Source organism: Streptomyces odontomachicola, assembly GCF_039605595.1.
Classification (GTDB): Bacteria; Actinomycetota; Actinomycetes; order Streptomycetales; family Streptomycetaceae; genus Streptomyces.
In genome coordinates this window covers 1-21130 of record NZ_JBCFOK010000036.1, presented here as the reverse complement: position 1 = coordinate 21130, position 21130 = coordinate 1, and the positions used below count along the sequence as shown (strand labels likewise).

The window sequence follows — 21130 nt, the reverse complement described above, 5'->3', positions numbered from 1 at the left end:
ACTACGCCCCGGGTTCATGATCCGGGACGGGGGGACCGGGATATGAGATATGGGGCCGGAGTGCGGACAGTACGGCGGGGGGCGGACGGTACGGGTACGAGGTCTAGGCCCCGGACGTCCCGTCCCCCAGCGGCTCCCCCACCAGATGGTGCTGGACCACCGGCGCCAGCCTGCGTACCAGCTCCTCGGGGTCGGCCGAGGCCAGCGGCTCGACCTTGATCACGTACCGGAGGAGGGCGCTGCCGACGAGCTGGGAGACGGCGAGCTCGACGCGCAGGGTGGCGTCCGGGCCCTTCAGCTCGCCGGCGACCCGGGTGACGAGCTGGCGGCTGATGAGGCCGCGGAAGATGCGGGCCGCGGTCTCGTTGTTGACGGCCGAGCGCATGATCGCGAGAAGGGGCTCGCGGGTCGCCTCGTTCTCCCAGATCCCGAACATGAAGCGGGCCAGCCGCTCCCCCATGTCCTCGGCCGTGCCCGTGCTCAGCAGCTCGGGCACCTGGAGCGCGGGCGCGAAGGCGCCCTCGACCGCGGCGGCGAAGACCTCCTCCTTGGACCCGAAGTAGTGGTGCACCAGCGCGGGGTCCACGTCCGCTCCGCGCGCGATGCCGCGGATCGAGGTCTTCTCATACCCCCGCTCGGCGAACTCGGCGCGGGCCGCGCTCAGGATCCGGTCACGCGCCGCCGGGGCGCCCTCGGCGAGCTCGGCGGTGGAGGGGCGGCCCCTCCGGCGCGCGGCTTTGGCGGGGCGGCCGCTCACGGCAGGTCCCGCGCGGGACGGGTCGGCAGGTCGGAGGCCGCCGCGAGGTGGAGCCGGGTGAACGCCAGCGCCTCGGCCAGGTCCTCCTCGCGCTCGGCGCCCGACATGGCGCGGCGGGTGTTCACCTCGACCACCACGTGGCCGTCGAAGCCCTGCGCGGCGAGCCGCCCGAGCAGATCGCCGCAGGGCTGCTTGCCGCGGCCCGGCACCAGGTGCTCGTCCTTCGCCGAGCCGTTGCCGTCGGCGATGTGGATGTGGCCGATGCGGTCGCCCATGCGGTCCAGCATCGCGAGGGCGTCGCTGCGCGCCGTCGCGGTGTGCGAGAGGTCGAGGGTGAAGTGCCGGTAGTCGTCCTGGGTGGGGTCCCAGTCGGGCGCGTACGCCATCATCTCGCGGTCCCGGTAGCGCCAGGGGTACATGTTCTCCACGGCGAAGCGGACGTCGGTCTCGTCCGCCATGCGCCAGATCCCGTTCACGAACTCGCGCGCGTAGCTGCGCTGCCAGCGGAAGGGCGGGTGCACCACGACGGTGGAGGCGCCCAGCGACTCGGCGGCAGCGCGGGCCTTCTGGAGCTTGGTCCACGGGTCGGTCGACCAGACCCGCTGGGTGATCAGCAGGCAGGGCGCGTGCACGGCCAGTACGGGGACGCCGTGGAAGTCGGAGAGTCTGCGCAGGGCCTCGACGTCCTGGCTGACCGGGTCCGTCCAGACCATCACCTCGACTCCGTCGTAGCCGAGCCTGGCGGCGATCTCGAAGGCCGTCGCGGTGGATTCGGGGTAGACCGAGGCCGTGGACAGCGCGACCTTCGCACCGGGTACGCGCACTGCTGGGGACACCACGACAGACAGCCTAGAACGTACGCGCGCCGCGCCGACCGCTCAGCGGACGTGAGCTAGGACGCAGCGCGGGCTCCCGACCCCTCGCAACGGGCCCCTGAACCCACGCCGCGGGGCCCGGAGCCGCCCCCGGCGCGGGGCCGGCCCTAGCGCAGGTGGTCCAGCCGCCGCAGGATGACGCCCTCGCGCAGCGCCCACGGGCAGACCTCCACCCGGGACACGTTGAACAGCTCCATCGCGCCCTCCGCGACCAGGGCCCCGGCCAGTAGCTGGCGCGCCCTGCCCTCCGAGACGCCGGGCAGCGCCGCGCGCTCCTCCTCGGTCATGCCGGCCAGCTTCGGCACCCACTCCTCCAGCGTCTTCAGGGTCAGCTCGCGCTGCACGTACACGCCCTCGGCCGAGCGCGCGGCGCCGCCGAGCCTGGCGAGCTGCTTGAAGGTCTTGGAGGTGGCCACCACGTGGTCGGGCGGGCTGAACCGGCTGAACTCGCCCACCACCCGGCCGATCTCGGCCCGCACATGGCGGCGCAGCTCGCGCACGTCGCCCGGGTCCGGCGGGTCGCCGGGCAGCCAGGCGCCAGTGAGGCGGCCCGCGCCGAGCGGCAGCGAGACCGCCGCGTCCGGCTCCTCGTCCAGGCCGTAAGCGACCTCCAGCGAGCCGCCGCCGATGTCCAGCACCAGCAGCCGGCCCGCCGACCAGCCGAACCAGCGGCGGGCCGCGAGGAAGGTCAGCCGGGACTCGTCCTCGCCGGACAGCACCTCCAGCTTGACCCCGGTGGACTCGCCGAGGCGGCTGAGCACCTCCTCGCCGTTGGCGGCCTCGCGGATCGCCGAGGTGGCGAAGGGCAGCAGGTCCTCCACGCCCATGTCCTCGGACACCCGGAGCGCGTCCTCCAGCGTGGCGGTGAGCCGCTCCAGGCCCGCTGCGCCGATCGCGCCGTCCTCGTCGAGGAGTTCGGCGAGTTTGAGCTCCGCCTTGTGCGAGTAGGCGGGCAGCGGCCGCGCGCCGGGGTGCGCGTCGACCACGAGCAGGTGGACCGTGTTCGAGCCCACGTCGAGGACACCGAGTCTCATGTACAGCACGCTAGCTCCCCCGGCTGAACACCGCGTACGAGGCCGCGTACGAGACCGCCCCGAGGCGACGGGGACCGCCGGGCCCGGCGTCGTGGCGCGGCGCCGGACGGCCCGTAGGGTTGTGGGCGTGGGTAAGACGAAAGCGGCGAAGTACAAGAAGCAGGGCGGTTCCGCGGAAGCGGACGGCGGTCGGTCCGTGCCGGAGCCCCGCAGCGAAGAGGTCGAGGGCGATTTCCCGCGCGCCTGGGTGGAGTTCCAGGACCCGGCCGACGAGGAACAGGTCTTCCGCTGCGACCTGACCTGGCTGACCTCGCGCTGGAACTGCGTGTTCGGGCAGGGCTGCCAGGGCATCCAGCCGGGCCGCGCCTCGGACGGCTGCTGCACGCTGGGCGCGCACTTCGCGGACGAGGAGGACGAGGAGCGGGTGGCCCGGCACGTCGCGCGCCTGACCCCCGAGACCTGGCAGTTCCACGACGTGGGTACGGAGTCGGGCTGGACGCAGGTGGACGAGGACGGCGACCGGCAGACCCGGCGCTGGCAGGGCGCCTGCATCTTCCACAACAGGCCCGGTTTCGCCGGGGGTTACGGCTGCGCGCTGCACGCGCTGGCGCTGCGCGAGGGCCGCGAGCCGCTGGAGACCAAGCCCGATGTGTGCTGGCAGCTTCCGGTGCGGCGCACCTTCGAGTGGGTGGAGCGCCCGGACGGCGAGCAGAAGCTGATCGTCTCGATCGGCGAGTACGAGCGCGGGGGCTGGGGCGCCGGCGGCTACGACTTCCACTGGTGGTGCACCTCGGCGCCCTCGGCGCACGGCGCGGGCAAGCCGGTCTACGTGTCGTACCAGCCGGAGCTGACCGAGCTGATGGGCGAGGGCGGTTACGCCGTGCTCGCCGCCCTGTGCGAGGAGCGGCTCGCGGCGCTGCCCAAGGGCCTGCCGCTGCTGGCGCCGCACCCGGCCGACCCTGACCCGGACACATCGACGGAGCCCGACCCCACCGACGGCACGGGATCCAAGCACGTGGCCGACCCGCAGATGCCGGGCAAGCAGGGCTGAACCGGCGGGCGGAGCCGCACCTCCGCATCACGACCCGGGGCCTCCGGCCCCGGGTTTTCCGCTGTCCGGACCGGCGCGCGACGCGCCTTCGGGACCGGCTTCGCCTTCGGGACCGGCTTCGGCTTCGGGACCGGTTTCAGGACCGGCTTACGGACCGGCTCCCGGACCCGCGTACGGACCGGTCTCCCGCTCAACCCCCGGACGGGGAGCCGGAGTCCGTGGGCTCGGGTGCCGGGGAGCCCGTGGAGGGCGGCGGCGAGGACGACGGCGGATCGCTCGGCGTCGGGTCCTGCGAGGGCGGCGGCGTCGTCGGCTCGCTGGGCGTCGGGGTCGGCGTCGGCGTCGAGGCGCCCCGGCCCTCCAGCGTCACCACGGCGCCGGACGGCGCGATGCGCACCCGCGCCGACCAGTCGCCGGCCGGCTCCTTCGCGTGGTCCACGGTGACCCGCACGGTCGTGGTGCCCCCGGGGCGCAGCTCACCGCTCGTACGGCTCAGCCTCAGCCACTCGGCGTCCGGCGAAGCGCTCCAGCGGACCGGGCGGTCGCCGTCGCCCGAGGCGCGCAGCGTGATCAGGGTGCTGTCCCCGTCGGGCCGGGCGTCCACGGTGAGCCGGGGCGCTCCCGCGCGGTCCCCGCCGCCCGGCGAGCCCGAGGGGCTGCGGTGCCCCTCTTCCCCGCCGCGCGCGCCGCCGTGCCGGTGGCCGGGTCCGTGGCCGGGCTCGCCGCTCCCCGTACGCCGTCCGTCGTCCGTCGGGCCGCCGCCGGCCGGGGTGGAGTGCTGCGCCGCCTGCTCGTACGGCTCGCCCTCCAGGCCCTTGCGCGCGTCGTGCTCGGTGGCCGTCACGGAAGCGCCGTCGGGCTCTCCGGTGAGGGGTGCGCCCCTGTACGCCGCCCAGAGCGCGAGGACCGGCGCGGCCAGCACCGTGGCGACCACGGTGGTGGTGACCGCGCGGCTGCGCAGCCGGTCGCGGCGCGCCTCACGGTCCTTGACCTGCGCGGGGAAGCCGGACTTGGCGAACCGGGGGCTGTGCTGTGCGCGGGCCCTGCGCACCGCGGCGACCGCGGCGAGCACCGCGGGCCGGGGCGCCTCCAGGACGGCGAGCTGCGCGGTGCCGGCCGGCGCCGTGCCGGGCCAGCCCACTCCGGCCATCGCGCGCTCGGCGGCGCGCCGGCACTCGGGGCACTCGTCCACGTGCCGTACGAGCTCGCGGCGGAGCGCGGTGCCGAGCAGCAGGTGGTCGTCGCCCGCGAGGCGCGCGACCGCGGGGCAGCCGCCGGACTTGACCACGGCGAGCGCGGCGCGGGTGCGCTCCACCTCGCAGGCGGCGTTGGCGAGCAGGGCGCTGGCGGCGTCGGGGGCGAGCGAGAGCACCGAGGCCACCTCGTGGGCGGGGAGGCCGTGGCGCACGGCGAGCTCCAGGGCCTCGCGCTGCTCGGGCGCCGTGCCGGCGGCCTCGGGCCAGGCGAGGGCGGCGAGCTCGCGGCGGCGCTGATTGGCGGCGGCCGTGGACAGCTCGCCGGTGGCGCCCGGTGGGGGCGCCGGGCCTCCGCTGCCGCCGTCCTCCTCGCGGCGCTCGGCGAGCCTGCGCAGGCAGGCCCAGCGGACCAGCGCGTACAGCCAGGGGCGGTAGAGTCCGCGCTCCTCGGGGACCCGGCCGCGCTCGTGCCTCCGCTCGGCCAGTGCCAGGCCCTCGCCGAGCGCGGCGGTGGCCGCCTCGTGCTCGCACATCACGGACAGGCAGTAGGTGAACAGGCCGTCCAGATACGGGTCGTAGCGCTCCATGGGGAAGGCGGGGCCCTGCGTGCCGGGCGGGTCGGAGCGGCGCGGGTCGGGGATCGCGGCACCGCCGGCGGCCGTCCGCGCGGAGTCGGCGTGCCGCTGCGGCTCGCGCACCGGGTGCGCCCGGTGTGCGCCGGTGGTGTCCGTGGGGTGCTCGCGCCTGGTGCTCATCACTCGGCGACGGTAGGCGGATGATGGCGTCCTGCTGGACCCGCTTGCACGGGTTTAATTCGTACGGGTGACTATCTCCTTCGATGGGGTACAGGGGGTACGTTCCGGCGCTGTCACGCGGGTGCCGGACCGGTGTTCGGGCCCGTCCCCCACACCGGGCCGCGCGCACGGAGGTTGACGCGACCCCGGGCGCGCGTACGGGAGTTGAGGCGTACGGCGAGCGGGCGGAGGCCGTCCGCTCGGCGGTGCCGGGCGGCGGGAGCGGTCCGCGCGGCAGTGCCGGGGGCGTTGTCGGAGGCGGCGGATACGGTGACCGTCATGGCTGCCCGAAAGACGTCCGCGAAGGACCGCCCGACCTATCGCTGCACCGAGTGCGGCTGGCAGACGGCCAAGTGGCTCGGCCGCTGCCCGGAGTGCCACGCCTGGGGCACGGTCGAGGAGACGGGCGGCGGCACGGCCGTGCGCACCACCGCTCCCGGCCGCGTGTCCGCTTCCGCCGTGCCGATCGGGCAGGTCGACGGGGAGCAGGCCACCGCGCGCAGCACCGGCGTCGCCGAGCTGGACCGCGTCTTGGGCGGCGGTCTGGTGCCCGGCGCCGTGATGCTGCTGGCGGGCGAGCCGGGCGTCGGCAAGTCCACGCTGCTGCTGGACGTGGCGGCCAGGGCGAGCAGTTCGTCGGAGCGCACGCTCTATGTGACCGGCGAGGAGTCGGCCGCCCAGGTGCGGCTGCGCGCCGACCGGATCGGGGCGGTGAGCGACCACCTCTATCTCGCCGCCGAGACCGACCTGTCCGCCGTGCTCGGGCACCTCGACGAGGTGAAGCCCTCGCTGCTGATCCTCGACTCGGTGCAGACGGTGGCCTCCCCCGAGATCGACGGCGCTCCCGGCGGGGTGTCCCAGGTGCGCGAGGTGGCGGGTGCGCTGATCCGCGCGTCCAAGGAGCGCGGCATGTCCACCCTGCTGGTCGGCCATGTGACCAAGGACGGTTCGATCGCGGGCCCGCGCCTGCTGGAGCACCTGGTCGACGTGGTGCTGGCCTTCGAGGGCGACAGGCACGCCAGACTCCGCCTCGTGCGCGGCGTGAAGAACAGGTATGGCACCACCGACGAGGTCGGCTGCTTCGAGCTGCACGACGAGGGCATCACGGGGCTGGCCGACCCCTCCGGCCTGTTCCTGACCCGCCGCGACGAGCCCGTTCCCGGCACGTGTCTGACGGTCACCCTGGAGGGCCGCAGACCGCTGGTCGCCGAGGTGCAGGCGCTGACGGTGGACAGCCAGATCCCCTCGCCGCGGCGCACCACCTCGGGCCTGGAGACCTCCCGTGTGTCGATGACGCTGGCCGTTCTGGAGCAGCGCGGCCGCATCAACGCCCTGGGCAAGCGCGACATCTACAGCGCCACGGTCGGCGGCGTGAAGCTCTCCGAGCCCGCCGCCGACCTCGCGGTCGCGCTCGCGCTGGCCAGCGCGGCGAGCGACACCCCGCTGCCGAAGAACCTCGTCGCGATCGGCGAGGTCGGCCTCGCAGGAGAGGTGCGCAGGGTGACGGGCGTGCAGCGGCGGCTCGCCGAGGCGGCGCGGCTGGGCTTCACCCACGCGCTGGTCCCGGCCGACCCGGGGAAGATCCCCGAGGGCATGCGGGTGCGTGAAGTCGCCGACATAGGGGAGGCGCTCCGTGTGCTCCCCTCGCGTCCGCCGCGGCCTTCGAAGCGTTCCTCGGCGGACGAGGGGGCGGAGGCCGCCGGGGCGCGGGACTGACGCCGGTAGACTTTGCCCCGTTCTCGCCCCGGCACCCCACCGGCGTACGGCATCGGAGCATTGCTCGGAGCACCGGAGCATTGCTCGGAGCGCCGCACCGGCGCACGGGGCCGGGGCACAAGGACCGGCACTCCGGACGACGGCCTCCGTTCACCGGCCACCGGTCCGGGAGCCCAGTCACCGCCAGTCGGACAGACGCAAAGACGCAGACGCACGACCGAAGGAGTGCAGTGGCAGCCAACGACCGGGCAGCAGCTTCCGGCAGGGCCGGCGGGAGTTCCGGTTCCGATGGTCTGATGCGTGCCTCGCTCAGCGCGGTCGCACCGGGCACCGGACTGCGCGACGGGCTGGAGCGGGTCCTTCGGGGCAACACCGGCGGACTCATCGTCCTGGGCATGGACAAGAACGTCGAGCCTCTGTGCACCGGCGGCTTCGTCCTCGACGTCGACTTCTCCGCGACCCGCCTGCGCGAGCTGTGCAAGCTGGACGGCGCGCTCATCGTGGACCGCGACATCACCAAGATCGTGCGGGCCGGCGTGCAGCTGGTGCCGGACGCCGCGATCCCCACCGAGGAGACCGGCACCCGGCACAGGACCGCCCAGCGCGTGTCCATCCAGACCGGCTGCCCCGTGGTGTCGGTGAGCCAGTCGATGCGGCTGATCGCGCTGTATGTGGACGGCGAGCGGCGTGTGCTGGAGGAGTCCGCCGCGATCCTCTCCCGCGCCAATCAGGCCCTCGCCACGCTGGAGCGGTACAAGCTGCGGCTCGACGAGGTCGCCGGCACCCTCTCCGCGCTGGAGATCGAGGATCTGGTGACGGTCCGCGACGTGACGGCGGTGGCGCAGCGCCTGGAGATGGTGCGCCGCATCGCCACCGAGATCGCGGAGTACGTGGTCGAGCTCGGCACCGACGGCCGCCTCCTCTCCCTCCAGCTCGACGAGCTGATCGCGGGCGTGGAGCCCGAGCGGGAGCTGGTGGCGCGCGACTATGTGCCGCAGGCGAGCGGGCGGCGGTCGCGTACGGTCGCCGACGCGCTCGGCGAGCTGGACCGGCTCACCCACTCCGAGCTGCTCGAACTGCCCACGGTTGCGCGGGCCTTGGGGTACAGCGGTTCGCCCGAGACGCTCGACTCCGCGGTGTCACCGCGGGGGTTCCGGCTGCTGGCCAAGGTGCCGCGGCTGCCTGGTGCTGTCATCGAGCGGCTCGTCGACCACTTCGGCGGCCTCCAGAAGCTGCTCGCCGCGAGCGTCGACGACCTCCAGACGGTGGACGGCGTGGGCGAGGCCCGCGCGCGGTCGGTCCGCGAGGGCCTGTCCCGCCTCGCGGAGTCCTCGATCCTCGAGCGTTACGTGTAGCGGAGGCCCGCAGCGAGTCGCGCGGGGCGCGGCGACCGGCAGCGGGGCGCGACGGCTCGTTCATTCGTCACCCGGAGACGCCGCAGACCGGGCGGAGGCCCGGTCGGGGGCGCGGAGCGTTTCCGTCCGGGCCGTAACTCACAAGTCGGGCGCAACCACCCAACCCACATCCCGCCGCAGCGGGAAGCGACAAGAAGCGGGCCCGACCGGCGGTCGAACGTCGCCCCGGAGCGGAACGCTACGCCAAGGCGAACTTCGCAGTGAGGCGCTTCATCCCATGAAGCGAGACCTTCACCTCGTACGACCCCGCCTTCGCCGAACCCGCGGGCGGCGTGCCGCAGTTGTCGGCGCTGGGCTTGCGCAGCCAGGTCAGGGTGTGGGTGGACTCGCCGTTCGCCGGGATCTCGGCGATCACCGGCTGCTTCTCGCGCGGGCAGTCGTCCGAGGCCCAGACCTTCTTGCCGTCCGCGTCCTCGATGGTCACGACGGTCGCCGTGCGGCTGAGGTCGATCTTGCACGCGGCGCCCTGCTTGTTCTTCGCCGTGAGCTCGAACTTCGGCTTCTCGCCCGGCTCGTAGGTGTCCTTGACGCTGTTCAGCGAGACGTCGACGGCGGAAGGACTGCAGGCGGGAAGGCTCTTGACCGCGCCGCCCGCGCCGGCGGCACCGCCGCCGCCGGAGCCCGAACCGCCGGAGCCGTCGGCCCCGCCGCCGCCCCCGTCGGTGCCGGTTTCCGCGTCCGTACCCGAGCCGGGGCCCGGCGCCCAGCCGGCGCCCGAACCGTCCGCGTCGCCCGAGCCGCCGGAGCCTGAACCGCCTCCCGCGTCGGCGCCCGTGCCGCCGCCCGTACCCGCGCCGCCGGCGTCGGCGCCGGAACCGCCGGAGCCCACCTCGTCGCGTCCGCCGGGCCGTTCGCTGATCGCGGGCCCCGAATCGGTCGGTCCTGGAGTGATGGAGTTGGCCGGGCCGCCACCGTTTCCGCCCTTGCCCTGATCACTGCTGCCCCCACCGCCTCCGAGGCTGAACGCCCACACGATGAGCAGGACCAGCAGCGCGAGCACGGCAAGGGCGACCGCCCTGCGTCGCCAGTAAATGGACGAGGGCAGCGGCCCGATCGGATTGCGCAGAGATCCCACGCCGAAAACCTTACGAGACATCACCCGCACCACAGACCCGTACCCGCCGCAGGATCAGCAACTTTTCCGATGAGCGGCCAGGGAAAGGCGGCGACGTGCTGACCGAACGTCAGCGAACGGGGGTTCCGTTCGCCCGAAGTGACGGAGCGACTACCCTGCGTACGCAGGCGGGACGGTCAACTGCCGCCCGCCGCACGGGCGTTGACGGTACGCCGTATCGCGCGCCGAAGATCCGTACGGCCCCCGCGGAGGCCCCCCGGCCCCCGGCGGGTATGCGGACATTTCTCCGGCAGGTGTGTTCGTGCCAGGATCGGGCGTGCCATGACTGCGACCACCGATTCCGCCGCCGCGGCCGTCGTCGAGACCGCTCGCGCTCTGCACTCCCCCGTCAACGACTGGTTTTCCGTGCATGCCCGCGACCTGCCGTGGCGCCGCCCAGAGGCGGGCGCCTGGGGCGTCATGGTCAGCGAGTTCATGCTGCAGCAGACCCCGGTGAACCGGGTGCTGCCGGTGTACGAGGAGTGGATGGAGCGCTGGCCGCGCCCCGCCGACCTCGCCGAGGAGGCGCCGGGCGAGGCGGTGCGCGCCTGGGGCCGGCTCGGCTACCCGCGCCGCGCGCTGCGGCTGCACGGCGCGGCGGCCGCCATAGCGGAACGGCACGGCGGCGACGTACCGGAGGAGCACGCGGAGCTGCTGGCGCTGCCAGGCGTCGGCGAGTACACGGCGGCCGCCGTGGCCTCCTTCGCGTACGGGCAGCGGCATCCGGTCCTGGACACCAATGTGCGCAGGGTGTTCGCGCGCGCGGTCAACGGCGATCAGTATCCGCCGAACGCGACCACGGCGGCGGAGCGCAAGCTCGCCCGCGCGCTGCTGCCGGACGACGAGCCGACGGCCTCGCGCTGGGCCGCCGCGACCATGGAGCTCGGCGCACTGGTGTGCACGGCCCGCTCGCCGCAGTGCACGCGCTGCCCCATCGCGCAGCAGTGCGCCTGGCAGCTCGCCGGGGCGCCGGAGCACGAGGGCCCCGCGCGGCGCACCCAGACCTACGCGGGCACCGACCGCCAGGTGCGCGGGAAGCTGCTGGCGGTGCTGCGGGAGGCGGCCGAGCCGGTGCCCCAGGCGGACCTGGACCGGGTGTGGAACGACCCCGTCCAGCGCGCGAGGGCGCTGGACGGACTGGTCGCGGACGGGCTCGTGGAACCGCTGGGCGGCGGCACCTACCGCCTGCCCCTCACCTGAGCCACGGACCACAGGGCACTCGCGCGCCTCGGGGACGGGCTCTTCAGAGGCGAACGCCTCCCATGTGCATGCCTCGGTGGCGGCTGCCTCAGAGGTGGACGCCGGCCTTGCGCATCGCGGGGACCGGGTCCTTGGCGTAGCCGTAGTCGGCGGCCTTGCGGACCTCGAAGTGCAGGTGCGGGCCCGTGGAGTTGCCGGTGGAGCCGACCTTGCCGATGACCTGGCCGGTCTTCACCTTCTGGCCCGGGTGCACGTTGATCGACTTCAGGTGCCCGTACTGCGTGTAGCTGCCGGGCGCGTGCTTGATCACGATGGCGTTGCCGTACGCGGGGCCGTCGCCGGCGCCGTTGCCTCCGGCCTTGACGACGGTGCCGCCGTGCACGGACATCACGTTCGTACCGGCCTTGGCGGCGAGGTCCTGGCCCGAGTGCTTGTGCTTCCAGTGGCTGCCGCCCTTGCCGAAGTCCGGGCCGAGCTTGTACTGCGAGGCGTAGAGCGGCTTCCACCACTCGATGGCCTTGCGCTTCTCGGCGCGCGCCGCCTTGGCCTTGGCTTCCTTCGCGCGCTGCTCGGCCTTCTTCTTGGCCTCGACGGCGGCGTTCTGCGCGTCGGCCTGGCCGCGGGTGGAAGCGGCGGCCAGCTTGGCGGCGTCACCGGCGAAGAGGTCCTGGGCGTGGCCCGCGTCGGCGGCGATCGCCACGCCGGTCCCCAGGGCCATGGACGCGCCGAACCCGGCCGCGAGCACGGCGGCCCTGGTGCGGGCGGCGGTCACGGCGGGGCGGTTCGTGGTGGTCTTCGACATGCGGGGGCTACCTCCGGAGCGGTGGGGGTACGGCGCGCCTCGGGGGCGCGCTCCGTCGGGCGCACGGTGCCCGGGGGTCGGGCGTTCCGGTGCGCGCCGGCTGGCGGGGAACTGCTCGCCGGTCCCTGTGTGCCGTCCCGTCTCATCGCGGGTGCCGTACGGCGTCGTACGTGCTGCACGTGCTGTGCCGGCCTCATGCGCCGCATGTGCCGGCTGGGCTGTTCGGCCCGGGAGCAAGTGCATTGGTAACCCGGGACGTTCTTCGTACACAACGCCCCTTATTACTAAAACCGTCCGTAGGGGCCGTGAAGGTCTTGCCAGACTTTCCGGATAATTCACCTTCAAGACCCACGCGTGGACCTTTGGTCACCGGTTCACGCGGAGGCACCGTTCCTCCTACCGGCCCTCGTATGTGACGCACGTCCTGTGCCCGAGCTCACCTGTGGCTGGGGGTGTGGGGGCTGCGCGTGTGCGCTGCTTCACGCCGTACGGGGGCTCCTGCGCGGGCTGCCGCCTGGGCTTCTGCGCGGGCTTCGCAGGGGCCGTACCGCGGGCGGCCGGTCGCCGTACTCTGGCGCCGGTGCGGCCGACCACCGCACCGTGCCGACGAGCCGGGGGGCCGATCGCCGATGTTCTTCGCCGCGAGCGTGACCAGCGCGCCAGGAGGGCCCGACACGCTGAGCCGGGCGGTGCTCGCCGTGGTCTTCGGCGCGTGCGGCCTGCTGATCGGCGTGATCGGCAGGCTCGGCGCCGACGGACGGCTGCGCCGCAACCGCATCGCGGGGATCCGCACCCGCAGGTCACTGGCCGACGAGGAGTCGTGGCGCACCGTGCACAGGGCGGCGGCCCCCTGGTCCTACGCCTCAGGCGCAGCCCTGCTGCTCGGCGGCACGGGAGCGGTGCCCGCACGCAGCGGCGAGGTCTGGGTGGCCACGGTGCTGGGCGGCACCGCGCTGTCGGTGGCGTTGGCGCTGGTCGGGACGTGGTCGGGGCACCGGGCGCTGGATCGGGCCAGGGACGGGGAGCGGGGCGGGGAGAGGGGTGGGCGGTAGCGGCCCGCGCGGCCCAGGTGTCGCGCCCGCCCTCCCGCGCGGCTTCACGCACGACAGCGCGCAACCGGCCCATCCGCTCTGGCTCGCGGCACCTTCCCGTACCGGCCGACGCGGCGGCGGTCGGGGAGTACCGTCCTGAGTGGCTGTCCCCTCTGAACGGAGTCCGGCATGGTGCATCCGGCCGACGAGCACACCGGAGCCCGCATCGCGGACTACCGCAAGCTGCGACAGCTCACCCAAGTCGGGCTGGCCCAGCGGGCCTTCGTCTCGCGCGGGACCATCGCCAAGATCGAGGCCGGGCTGACGCCGCCCTCCCCCGCCATGGTGGCCGCCGTCGCGCGCGTCCTGGAGGTGGAGGTCGCGGTGCTGAACGGGCAGCCGTACCTCGCGGAGATGCAGCAGGACCGGCTGGACCGGATGATCGCTCCGCTCTCCGACGCGCTCGACGCGTACGACCTCGGGCCCGATCCCGACATCACACCCCGGCCCATCGAACGGCTCACGGCAGAGGTGGACACGCTGTGCGCCGCGACCTGCGCGACCGAATACAGGAGAGTGGGGGCTGAACTCCCCGGCCTGCTCGCCGAATTGACGACGGCGTTCGACGCGGCACCGCCGGTGCGCGAGACCCAGGCGATCGCCGCCGCGCTGAGCTGGTGCTACTGGATGGCGTACGAGTTCGCGTACAGGCTCGGCTATCACCACCTGGCCTCCATCGCGCTGGAGCGCATGGGGTGGACGGCCGAACAGGCGCAGGACCCGCTCCTCCTCGCCATCCGCCTCACCAAGCGCTCCAGCATGCTGCTGCGCCGGGGCGACAACCAGATGGCGCTGCGTGTGGTCGACCGCGCGCACCAACTGGTCGCACAGCACGACGGCGCGGACGACACCCCAGGGCTGGCGGTCACCGGAAGCCTGCACCTGGCGGCCGCGATCGCCGCCGCGCAGGCACGGAACGAGGACGTCGTGCAGAGCAACATGGAGCTGGCCAGGCGCGCGGCCGAGCGCATCGGCCGCGATGTCCCGCAGGTCTACTGGAGCGGTTTCGGCGCCACCAGCGTCGCCCACTTCGACGTGGCCAACTGCGTGGAGCTGGGCAAGCTGGGTGAGGCGGCCCAGAAGGCGCGGCATGTGCGCTTCCCGGCCGAGCATCCGAAGACGCGCGTCGGCAGGTATCACATCGAAATGGCCCGCGCCTACGCGCAGATGGGCAAGGCCGGGGCCGCAGAACGCGCCTTGCACCTGGCGCGCGAAGCGGCTCCGCAGCAGGCCAGATACCACCCGCTGATGCGCTCGACGATCGGCGTGCTGGTACGTCGGCAGCGGCGCACGCCCACCGGGCTGTCCTCACTGGCGGCGTGGGTGGGCATGTAGCGCGAGTGCCGGCCAAGGGGGTTACGGCCCGGGTGTTCCCCGTACAGGAACATCACGGGCTCTCTGCGCCGGAAAGATGGCGTGCCACAAGGTGCCCCCGCGACCGCTGCCACGGCCCGGGGGCGTGGCCAACGCTTCCTCGGAGCGCCGACATGTTCCAGGCTATCCGCCGGCTCATCGCACGCGTGGCCTCTCCGCCACGCCGCGGACCGGTCCAACACCGGCCCGCCTCAACCCTCCTGACCGCTCCGGCCCGGGGCCCACTCCCCCGCGCCCGTTCCCCGTACGGCCTCCCCGCCGCGCCCTTCCGCGCGGACGCCGTCCCGCTCGTGCGGCCGTATCTCGTCGCGTACGAGCGAGAGGAGCGGCGTACGGCGCTCGTGCTCGCCCTCGACGGGGTCGATGTCGGGCCGCGCGTCATCCACGGGATCGCGGTGGGCGGGGCGCCGCTGTGAGCCGGCCGCGGATGACCATGCGTGTGTACCGGGTGCGAGCCGACGGCAGCCGTGTCCATCTGCGTTTCCGCGCGGTGCGCCCGCCCGCCGTCGGCGCTCCTCTGCCGACGTCCATCGCGTACCCGCCGTGCCGCTGCGTGCTGTGCCGGTGACCGTTGTCAGTGGGGGCGCCTAGTCTGACTGGTATGGATGCGGGGGCAGTTGGGGCGCGGCTCGCTTCCGGTGCCGTGGCCCCGCTGGTGAAGAAGCTGTTCGTGAAGGACGGGCCGGGGGCCGGTCTGGTGGACAAGCCTGTGCGGGTGTCGGGGCTGGTCTCCTTCATGGGCGAGAAGCGCACGTTCACCGAGAAGGACATGCGCAAGCTCACGGGCGAGCTCGTCGAGCGCGCGGTGCGGGAGGCAGGACCGCACGACCCACCGGTCCCCGTGGACGAGCAGCGCATGGTCGCCGAGACCCTGATGCACACGCTGCACGTGCTCGGCGAGCTCGACATGGTCGACGTGCAGGCCGTGCGGATGGGCCCCGAGCAGCTCTCCTGGCTGCTGCGGAAGGAGGCACGCAGACCGCTGTTCCTGTCGGCCGACGGGCTCCGGCTGCACAACTCCCTGCTCCAGGTGGCCTGCCTGCACATACTCAACTTCTTCACCCAGCGCTCCACCTTCGTCGCGCGCACCCTGGTGGAGCAGAGCCGCGAGCTGCGGGACGCGGTCGCCAAGCTGGACCTGCTGATCGAGCGGATACCCTCCCGCTCCGCCGAGGACATGCGCTTCGAGGAGCAGTACGCGGACTATCTGGCCCGCAGACACGGCAAGCTGACCATTTACGGGGTCGACCTGCGGGACGAGCGCGAATGGCCGCTCGACACCGCGTATTTGAGCCTGGAGGCGACCGCGAGCGCCGCCGAGCCCTCCGCCGCGGCCGAGGCCGAGGGCCTGCAGCACGCTCCCCGCACCACCGCGATACCGGCCGAGCAGATATTGACCGGGCACGACAGGGTGCTGCTGCGCGGCGTCGCGGGCTCGGGGAAGACCACGCTGGTGCAGTGGCTCGCGGTCACGACCGCGCGGCAGGGCGAGTTGCCCGCGCAGCAGGCACACCTGATGGGGAAGGTCCCCTTCGTACTCCCGCTGCGCACGCTGACCAGGGGCGGAGCCCAACTCCCCACGCCCGGGCGCTTCCTGGAGGCCGTGGGCTGCCCGCTCACCGGTTCGCAGCCGCAGGGATGGGCCGACCGCGTGCTCGCCGCGCGGCGCGCGCTGCTGCTGATCGACGGCATCGACGAGGTGCCCGAGCAGGACCGGGAGCGTACGCGGCGCTGGCTCGCCGACCTGCTGTCCGCGTTCCCGGGCAACCTGTGGCTGGTCACCTCCCGCCCCTCCGCCGTACGAGAGGACTGGCTCGGCGGCGAGGACTTCTCCGAGCTGACCCTCTCCACGATGAAGCGCGAGGACATCGCCGTCTTCATCGACCGCTGGCACGCGGCGGCCGGCGCGGATCCCTCGCTGGGGGCCGCGCTGCTGGAGGCGGTGCGCGTCAAGCCCGACCTGGGGCGGCTGGCCACCAACCCGCTGATGTGCGGGCTGATATGCGCGCTGCACCGGGAGCGGCGCGGGTTCCTGCCGCGCGGGAGGAAGGCGTTGTACGACGCGGCGCTCAGCATGCTGCTGGAGCGGCGCGACCGCGAGCGGGACATGCACCGCGAGGGCTCGCCGGAGCTGGACGAGGAGTCCCAGGTCGAGCTGTTGCAGAAGCTGGCGTACTGGCTGATACGCAATGGGCGCTCGGAGATGGAGCGCGGCGACGCGGTGGCGCTGGTGGGGAGGGTGCTGCCCTCGATGCCGTACGTCTCGGGTCAGGGCGACGCGGAGGCGGTCTTCCGCTATCTGCTGGAGCGCTCCGGACTGCTGCGCGAACCGGCCCCGGGCGCTGTGGACTTCATCCACCGCACCTTCCAGGACTACCTGGGGGCCAGGGCCGCCGTGGAGGAACGCGACTTCGACGTGCTGGTGGGGCACGCGCATCTGGACCAGTGGGAGGACGTCGTACGGATGGCGGTCGCCCACGCGCGGCCGGATGAGCGGGCGTCACTGCTGCGGAAGTTGATCGCGCGCGGGGACGGGGAGGAGGAGCATCGCGCGCGCCTGCACTTGTTGGCGATGGCGTGTCTGGAGCACGCGACGAAGCTGGATCCGGCGGTGCGGGAGGCGGTGGAGGAACGGGCTGCGGCGTTCATTCCGCCGAGGAGCCTGGATGAGGCGAAGGTGCTGGCGGAGCTCGGGCCCGTGGTGCTGGAGCTCCTGCCGGACCCGGCCGGACTCGACCGCCACGAGGCAGAAGCGGTCACCTTCGTCGCGGCGCAGTCCGGCGCCGACGCGGCGCTGCCGTTCCTGGCGCGGTGCCACCATCTCGACGGCTCCGTTCCGAACTACCTCGGCGGCCACTGGGACAGATTCGACACCGAGGCGTACGCGGAAGCCGTAATCACCCACCTGGTGGACCGCAAGGACGCGGCCGTCACCGTGCGGTCGAAGGACGAACTCGCGGTGCTGCGACGACTCGGCGGCGCCAAGCGAGTGACCCTGCAAGGTGACTTCACCATGGAGGAGATCACCTCAGCGCTCTCCCCGGACAGGCTCAGAGCGATCGAGCTGACGGAGAATGCGGTCGTCTCCTCTCTCGAACCGCTGCGGGCTTTCCCCCAGCTTGAGAACGTATCGCTCCAGAAGTGCCACCGAGTTTCGGACCTCGGACCGCTGAGCGCGGCCCAGGTGAAGTCCCTTCACCTCAACGACATGCCCGGCCTGACAGGCTGCGAAGGACTCGGAGCACTCGAAGGCGTCGAACACCTCACGCTGAACGGGCACATCGACTGGCCCGGATTCAGCGTCCTGGCCAATGCCCCTGGAATCCGGCGACTGTTCCTCCCGGCCTCCGCTCGCGGGCTGAAAGACATCGGCGTGCTACCCGGTCTCGAACGCCTCGGCCTGTGGAGCCAGGAAAACCCGCCGAACGCGGAGGACTGGCATGCTGTCGCAGAGCATCCTGGGCTGACCTCGCTCAATCTCCGTCCGACAGACATCGCGGACCTCGCGGAATTGCGGCTACGCATGGAGCGGATACACGAGCTGTACATGCTCGTCGAGCGCGAGGAACTCAACCTCCGTCTGCTGAGCACGCTGTTTCCCACACTCAGGCATATCGCCATAAGCCTCCCCGGGGAAATCGACCTCGCGCCGCTGGCGGACCTTCCGTGCCTCAGAACGGCCCAGGTCTTCCGACCGGCCCGCGTGCGAAATGCCGATGCCGTTCCAAGCACCGTGGAGGTGACCATCACCCCTGGCCCCCGCTACGGCCCCACAGCACCCCGTAACCCACCCCCACCCCCATCCGGAAGCCCCCCGTCCTGATCCCCTCTCCCCCTCCGCCCGTAGCCCGCCTAGGGTGGGAGGGCGTGTGCTCAACTTCCCCTATACCGCCGTCCGTTCGCGAAGGCCGGAGAACCGCACCGCCCATGGAACCCGCAGTACGCATCGCCTCGGCCGCGGCCGAGCCCGTCATCCGGAGGCTGGTCAGGGAGGCGCGGGGGCCGGCCGGCGGGCCCGAGCTGCTGCCCGCGCTCATGGCCTTCCGCGGCGCGGACGCCGCGCTCGGCTACGAGGACCTCCTCGACACCGCCCGCGAGCTGACCCGCCTCGCCCGCACCCACCACCACTTCCCGCCCATGCTCACCAAGGTGGACGGCGTCGAGGACGTGCTCGCCCGCACCCTGTGGACGATCGGCGAGCTGGACCTCACCGACGAGCAGGCCGTGCGCCTCGGCCCGCAGGACTTCGCGCGCCGGCTGCGCGGCGCCGTGCCGGGCGCCGACCGCGGGCTCCCGCACGACGCCGCGTGGTTCCACGACAGCCTGCTGGTCACGGTGTGCCTGCACCTGCTCCACCTGCTGCTCCAGCGCTCCCCCGTACTCGCAGGCCGGCTCGCCGAGCGCAGCCACCGCATCGGCCAGCTCGTCGACCTGAACGACGCCGAGGCCGTACGGGGCAGGCCCGGGCCCTCGGCCGACTCCGCCGAGGACGCGCCGTTCGAGGAGCGCTATCTCCACAGCCTTGTGGAGCGGTTCAGCCGGGTGACGATCTACGGGATCGACCTGCCGAACCCCAACTCCCCGGACAACTGGCCGCTGGACGCGACGTACCTCAGCCTCGGCGCGGACTTCGAGGAGACGCCCGAGGGACAGGCGGGACAGGAGGGGCAGGAGGGGCAGGCAGGCCAGGAGGCCCAGGAGCGCGGCCGCCAGTCCGACGCCGCCGACCGTTCGCTCGCCGCCCACGAACGCGTGCTGCTGCGCGGCGTCGCGGGCTCGGGCAAGACCACGCTGATCCAGTACCTCGCACTGCGTACGGCCCGCGACGAACTCCCCGATGAGCTGCGCCCGCTGCGCGGACTGATCCCCTTCGTGCTGCCGGTGCGGAGGTTCGCGCGCGAGGGTTTCCCCTCCCCCGACGAGTTCCTGTCCGCGATACGCCACCCGCTCGCCGACGAGGCGCCCGAGGGCTGGGTCGTACGCGTGCTCACCGACGAGCGCGCGCTGCTGCTCGTGGACGGCATCGACGAGGCACCGGAGGACCGGCGGCCCGAACTGCGCGCCCAGCTTCGCCGCATCCTCCGCATCTACAGCGGCAACCGCTGCCTGGTCACCGCCAGGCCGCCCGCCGTGCACCAGGACTGGCTGGCCGACGAGGGCTTCAACGAGCTGACGCTCGCGCCCATGAACCGCGACCAGGTCGCCGCGTTCATCACCGCCTGGCACACCGCGGCCGGCATGGACGAGGGCCGCGACCACGCGCGCCTCGACGGTTACAAGGAGCGGCTGCTGCGCTCCATCCCCCTGCACAGGGAGCTGCGCGGGCTGGCCACCAATCCGCTGATGTGCGGCCTCATCTGCGCGCTGAACAGGGACCGTTCGGGTTCGCTCCCCCAGGACCGCAAGGAGCTGTACGAGGCGGCCATGGAGATGCTGCTCCAGCGCCGCGACGCGGAACGCAGGGTGCTGCACGCCGACACCGTCGACCTGCGGCGCGGCGCCCGCGAGCGGCTGCTGCGGAAACTGGCGCACCGGATGCTGGTGGAGGAGCGCGCCGAGCTGGACCACGGCACGGCGCTCGCGGTGATCTCCGACGCGCTGGCCGCGATCCCCGCGGCCGCGGGGCAGGGCGGGGCCGAGCAGATCTACCGGCACCTGCTGCACCGTACGGGGCTGCTGCGGGAGCAGACGGACAGCTCGGTGGAGTTCGTGCACCGCACGGTGCAGGACTTCCTCTCCGCCAAGGAGGCGGTGGAGCAGGGCGACTTCGACCTGCTGCTCCGGCACGCGCACGAGCCGGAGTGGGAGGAGGTCTTCCGCATGGCGGTGGCCCACGCGCGGCCCGCCGAGTGCGCGTACCTGCTGCGCGGCCTGCTGGCCCCAGGCCACACCGGGATCCAGCGCAACCGCCGCAGACTGCTGGCCGCCGCGTGCCTCGAACACATCACGGAGCTCGACCCCGAGACCCACGAGCGCATACGCCGCGAGACCCGCAACATGGTGCGCCCCTCGACCGTCGCCGCCGCGCGCGGACTCGGCTGGGTCGGCCCCATCGTGCTGGAGATGCTTCCCGACCCGCGCACGCTCTCCGACGACGAGGCGCACCGGGTCGCCGTGACCGTCACCCGCATCAACGACGACGCGGCCGTGCACTACCTCGCCCAGTTGAGGGACCGCCCGGCGCTGCGGCTGCGCGCCGAACTCGCCCGCGGCTGGCGCAATTTCGAGACCGAGCGGTACGCGGCCGAGGTGATCCAGCACCTCGATCCGCAGGGCCTGTACTTCCCGGTGTCCGACCGGGTGGAGCTCGCCGCGCTGCGGAAGCTGGGCGGGCGCGAGCGGGTGCAGATCGCGGGGCGCTTCACGGTCGACGAGCTGCTGGAGGGCCTCTCCCCCGAGCAGCTCACCCACCTGTGGCTGGCCTACGACCTGTCGGCCCCCGACATGACCTGGCTGACAGCCTTCCCCCACCTGAGGACCCTCAGAATCAACCCCCGCCTGCCCCGGGTGACGGGGGTGCCAGAGGGCGTACGGATTCTGTCCTGAAGCGGATCCGGTACCCGACCTGAAGCGGATCCGGTACGCGAAAGGGGTCCGGGGCGAAGCCCCCGACCCCACAACCATGTTCGCGGCGAACCGCCCGGAACCCGCAGGGCGGTAATACGTTGAGAGGGTCGTCCCCCCCCCACCCGTCGCGGACACCACCCGAGG

Annotated in this window: 15 protein-coding genes; 8 read left to right on the top strand and 7 right to left on the bottom strand. The window is 73.1% G+C overall.

All coding sequences use genetic code 11. From position 1 onward, the window contains the following. Positions 1 to 103: 103 nt before the first annotated feature. From ABEE00_RS35520 to ABEE00_RS35510, 3 genes are all read right to left on the bottom strand, one after another. Complete coding sequence (locus tag ABEE00_RS35520; protein ID WP_345749955.1) at positions 104 to 757, bottom strand: TetR/AcrR family transcriptional regulator; 654 nt, start codon at positions 755 to 757, stop codon at positions 104 to 106. Further along, positions 754 to 1596 carry a sugar phosphate isomerase/epimerase family protein gene (locus ABEE00_RS35515; RefSeq protein WP_345749954.1) on the bottom strand — a complete coding sequence of 281 codons (843 nt, stop codon included), beginning with the start codon at positions 1594 to 1596 and terminating at the stop codon, positions 754 to 756. Before ABEE00_RS35515 ends, ABEE00_RS35520 begins: the two co-directional genes overlap by 4 nt. A gap of 143 nt (positions 1597 to 1739) precedes the next feature. Next, entirely contained in the window at positions 1740 to 2666 is a 927-nt protein-coding gene (locus ABEE00_RS35510; RefSeq protein WP_345749953.1) for a Ppx/GppA family phosphatase, read from the bottom strand. A 127-nt stretch (positions 2667 to 2793) separates the two neighbouring features. Here ABEE00_RS35510 and ABEE00_RS35505 point away from each other — a divergent pair, with 127 nt between their 5' ends. Then, entirely contained in the window at positions 2794 to 3717 is a 924-nt protein-coding gene (locus ABEE00_RS35505) for a DUF3109 family protein (RefSeq protein WP_345749952.1), read from the top strand. Positions 3718 to 3907: 190 nt separating this feature from the next. Here ABEE00_RS35505 and ABEE00_RS35500 read toward each other — a convergent pair whose 3' ends face one another. Further along, positions 3908 to 5668, bottom strand: coding sequence for a sigma-70 family RNA polymerase sigma factor (locus tag ABEE00_RS35500; RefSeq protein WP_345749951.1), 1761 nt, complete (start codon positions 5666 to 5668; stop codon positions 3908 to 3910). Between the two features lie 318 nt (positions 5669 to 5986). On the opposite strand from ABEE00_RS35500, the gene radA reads away from it, so the two are divergent. Both radA and disA read left to right on the top strand, forming a co-directional pair. Beyond that, the gene (gene radA, locus ABEE00_RS35495; protein ID WP_345749950.1) at positions 5987 to 7423 is read left to right on the top strand and encodes a DNA repair protein RadA; all 1437 of its coding nucleotides are present in this window, start codon (positions 5987 to 5989) and stop codon (positions 7421 to 7423) included. Between the two features lie 230 nt (positions 7424 to 7653). Then, entirely contained in the window at positions 7654 to 8778 is a 1125-nt protein-coding gene (disA, locus tag ABEE00_RS35490; protein WP_345749949.1) for a DNA integrity scanning diadenylate cyclase DisA, read from the top strand. 238 nt (positions 8779 to 9016) lie between these two features. Here the strand turns inward: disA and ABEE00_RS35485 are convergent, their stop codons facing one another. Then, the gene (locus tag ABEE00_RS35485) at positions 9017 to 9913 is read right to left on the bottom strand and encodes a hypothetical protein (protein ID WP_345749948.1); all 897 of its coding nucleotides are present in this window, start codon (positions 9911 to 9913) and stop codon (positions 9017 to 9019) included. A 321-nt stretch (positions 9914 to 10234) separates the two neighbouring features. Here ABEE00_RS35485 and ABEE00_RS35480 point away from each other — a divergent pair, with 321 nt between their 5' ends. Then, a complete protein-coding gene (locus tag ABEE00_RS35480) occupies positions 10235 to 11152 on the top strand; it encodes an HhH-GPD family protein (RefSeq protein ID WP_345749947.1) in 918 nt (305 codons plus the stop codon). Positions 11153 to 11240: 88 nt separating this feature from the next. On the opposite strand, the gene ABEE00_RS35475 is transcribed toward ABEE00_RS35480, so the two are convergent. Next, positions 11241 to 11954, bottom strand: a complete 714-nt coding sequence (locus ABEE00_RS35475) for a M23 family metallopeptidase (protein WP_345749946.1) — start codon at positions 11952 to 11954, stop codon at positions 11241 to 11243. 629 nt (positions 11955 to 12583) lie between these two features. Here ABEE00_RS35475 and ABEE00_RS35470 point away from each other — a divergent pair. Together ABEE00_RS35470 and ABEE00_RS35465 are read left to right on the top strand one after the other, a co-directional pair. Next, positions 12584 to 13006, top strand: coding sequence for an SdpI family protein (locus ABEE00_RS35470; protein ID WP_345749945.1), 423 nt, complete (start codon positions 12584 to 12586; stop codon positions 13004 to 13006). A 168-nt stretch (positions 13007 to 13174) separates the two neighbouring features. Then, positions 13175 to 14380, top strand: a complete 1206-nt coding sequence (locus ABEE00_RS35465; protein WP_345749944.1) for a helix-turn-helix domain-containing protein — start codon at positions 13175 to 13177, stop codon at positions 14378 to 14380. A gap of 230 nt (positions 14381 to 14610) precedes the next feature. On the opposite strand, the gene ABEE00_RS35460 is transcribed toward ABEE00_RS35465, so the two are convergent. Next, positions 14611 to 14805, bottom strand: coding sequence for a hypothetical protein (locus tag ABEE00_RS35460; protein ID WP_345749943.1), 195 nt, complete (start codon positions 14803 to 14805; stop codon positions 14611 to 14613). A gap of 215 nt (positions 14806 to 15020) precedes the next feature. On the opposite strand from ABEE00_RS35460, the gene ABEE00_RS35455 reads away from it, so the two are divergent. Both ABEE00_RS35455 and ABEE00_RS35450 read left to right on the top strand, forming a co-directional pair. Next, positions 15021 to 18242, top strand: a complete 3222-nt coding sequence (locus tag ABEE00_RS35455; RefSeq protein ID WP_345749942.1) for an NACHT domain-containing protein — start codon at positions 15021 to 15023, stop codon at positions 18240 to 18242. A 104-nt stretch (positions 18243 to 18346) separates the two neighbouring features. Beyond that, positions 18347 to 20965, top strand: coding sequence for an NACHT domain-containing protein (locus tag ABEE00_RS35450; RefSeq protein WP_345749941.1), 2619 nt, complete (start codon positions 18347 to 18349; stop codon positions 20963 to 20965). Positions 20966 to 21130: the final 165 nt, after the last annotated feature.

What these genes read in the sequence shown, in the direction of transcription:
- ABEE00_RS35480 (WP_345749947.1), top strand. Translation starts at nt 10,235, where the DNA reads ATGACTGCGACCACCGATTCCGCCGCCGCGGCCGTCGTCGAGACCGCT.
- ABEE00_RS35455 (WP_345749942.1), top strand. Translation starts at nt 15,021, where the DNA reads ATGGATGCGGGGGCAGTTGGGGCGCGGCTCGCTTCCGGTGCCGTGGCC.
- ABEE00_RS35450 (WP_345749941.1), top strand. Translation starts at nt 18,347, where the DNA reads ATGGAACCCGCAGTACGCATCGCCTCGGCCGCGGCCGAGCCCGTCATC.
- ABEE00_RS35510 (WP_345749953.1), bottom strand. Translation starts at nt 2,666, where the DNA reads ATGAGACTCGGTGTCCTCGACGTGGGCTCGAACACGGTCCACCTGCTC.
- ABEE00_RS35500 (WP_345749951.1), bottom strand. Translation starts at nt 5,668, where the DNA reads ATGAGCACCAGGCGCGAGCACCCCACGGACACCACCGGCGCACACCGG.
- ABEE00_RS35475 (WP_345749946.1), bottom strand. Translation starts at nt 11,954, where the DNA reads ATGTCGAAGACCACCACGAACCGCCCCGCCGTGACCGCCGCCCGCACC.
- ABEE00_RS35470 (WP_345749945.1), top strand. Translation starts at nt 12,584, where the DNA reads ATGTTCTTCGCCGCGAGCGTGACCAGCGCGCCAGGAGGGCCCGACACG.
- ABEE00_RS35465 (WP_345749944.1), top strand. Translation starts at nt 13,175, where the DNA reads ATGGTGCATCCGGCCGACGAGCACACCGGAGCCCGCATCGCGGACTAC.
- radA (WP_345749950.1), top strand. Translation starts at nt 5,987, where the DNA reads ATGGCTGCCCGAAAGACGTCCGCGAAGGACCGCCCGACCTATCGCTGC.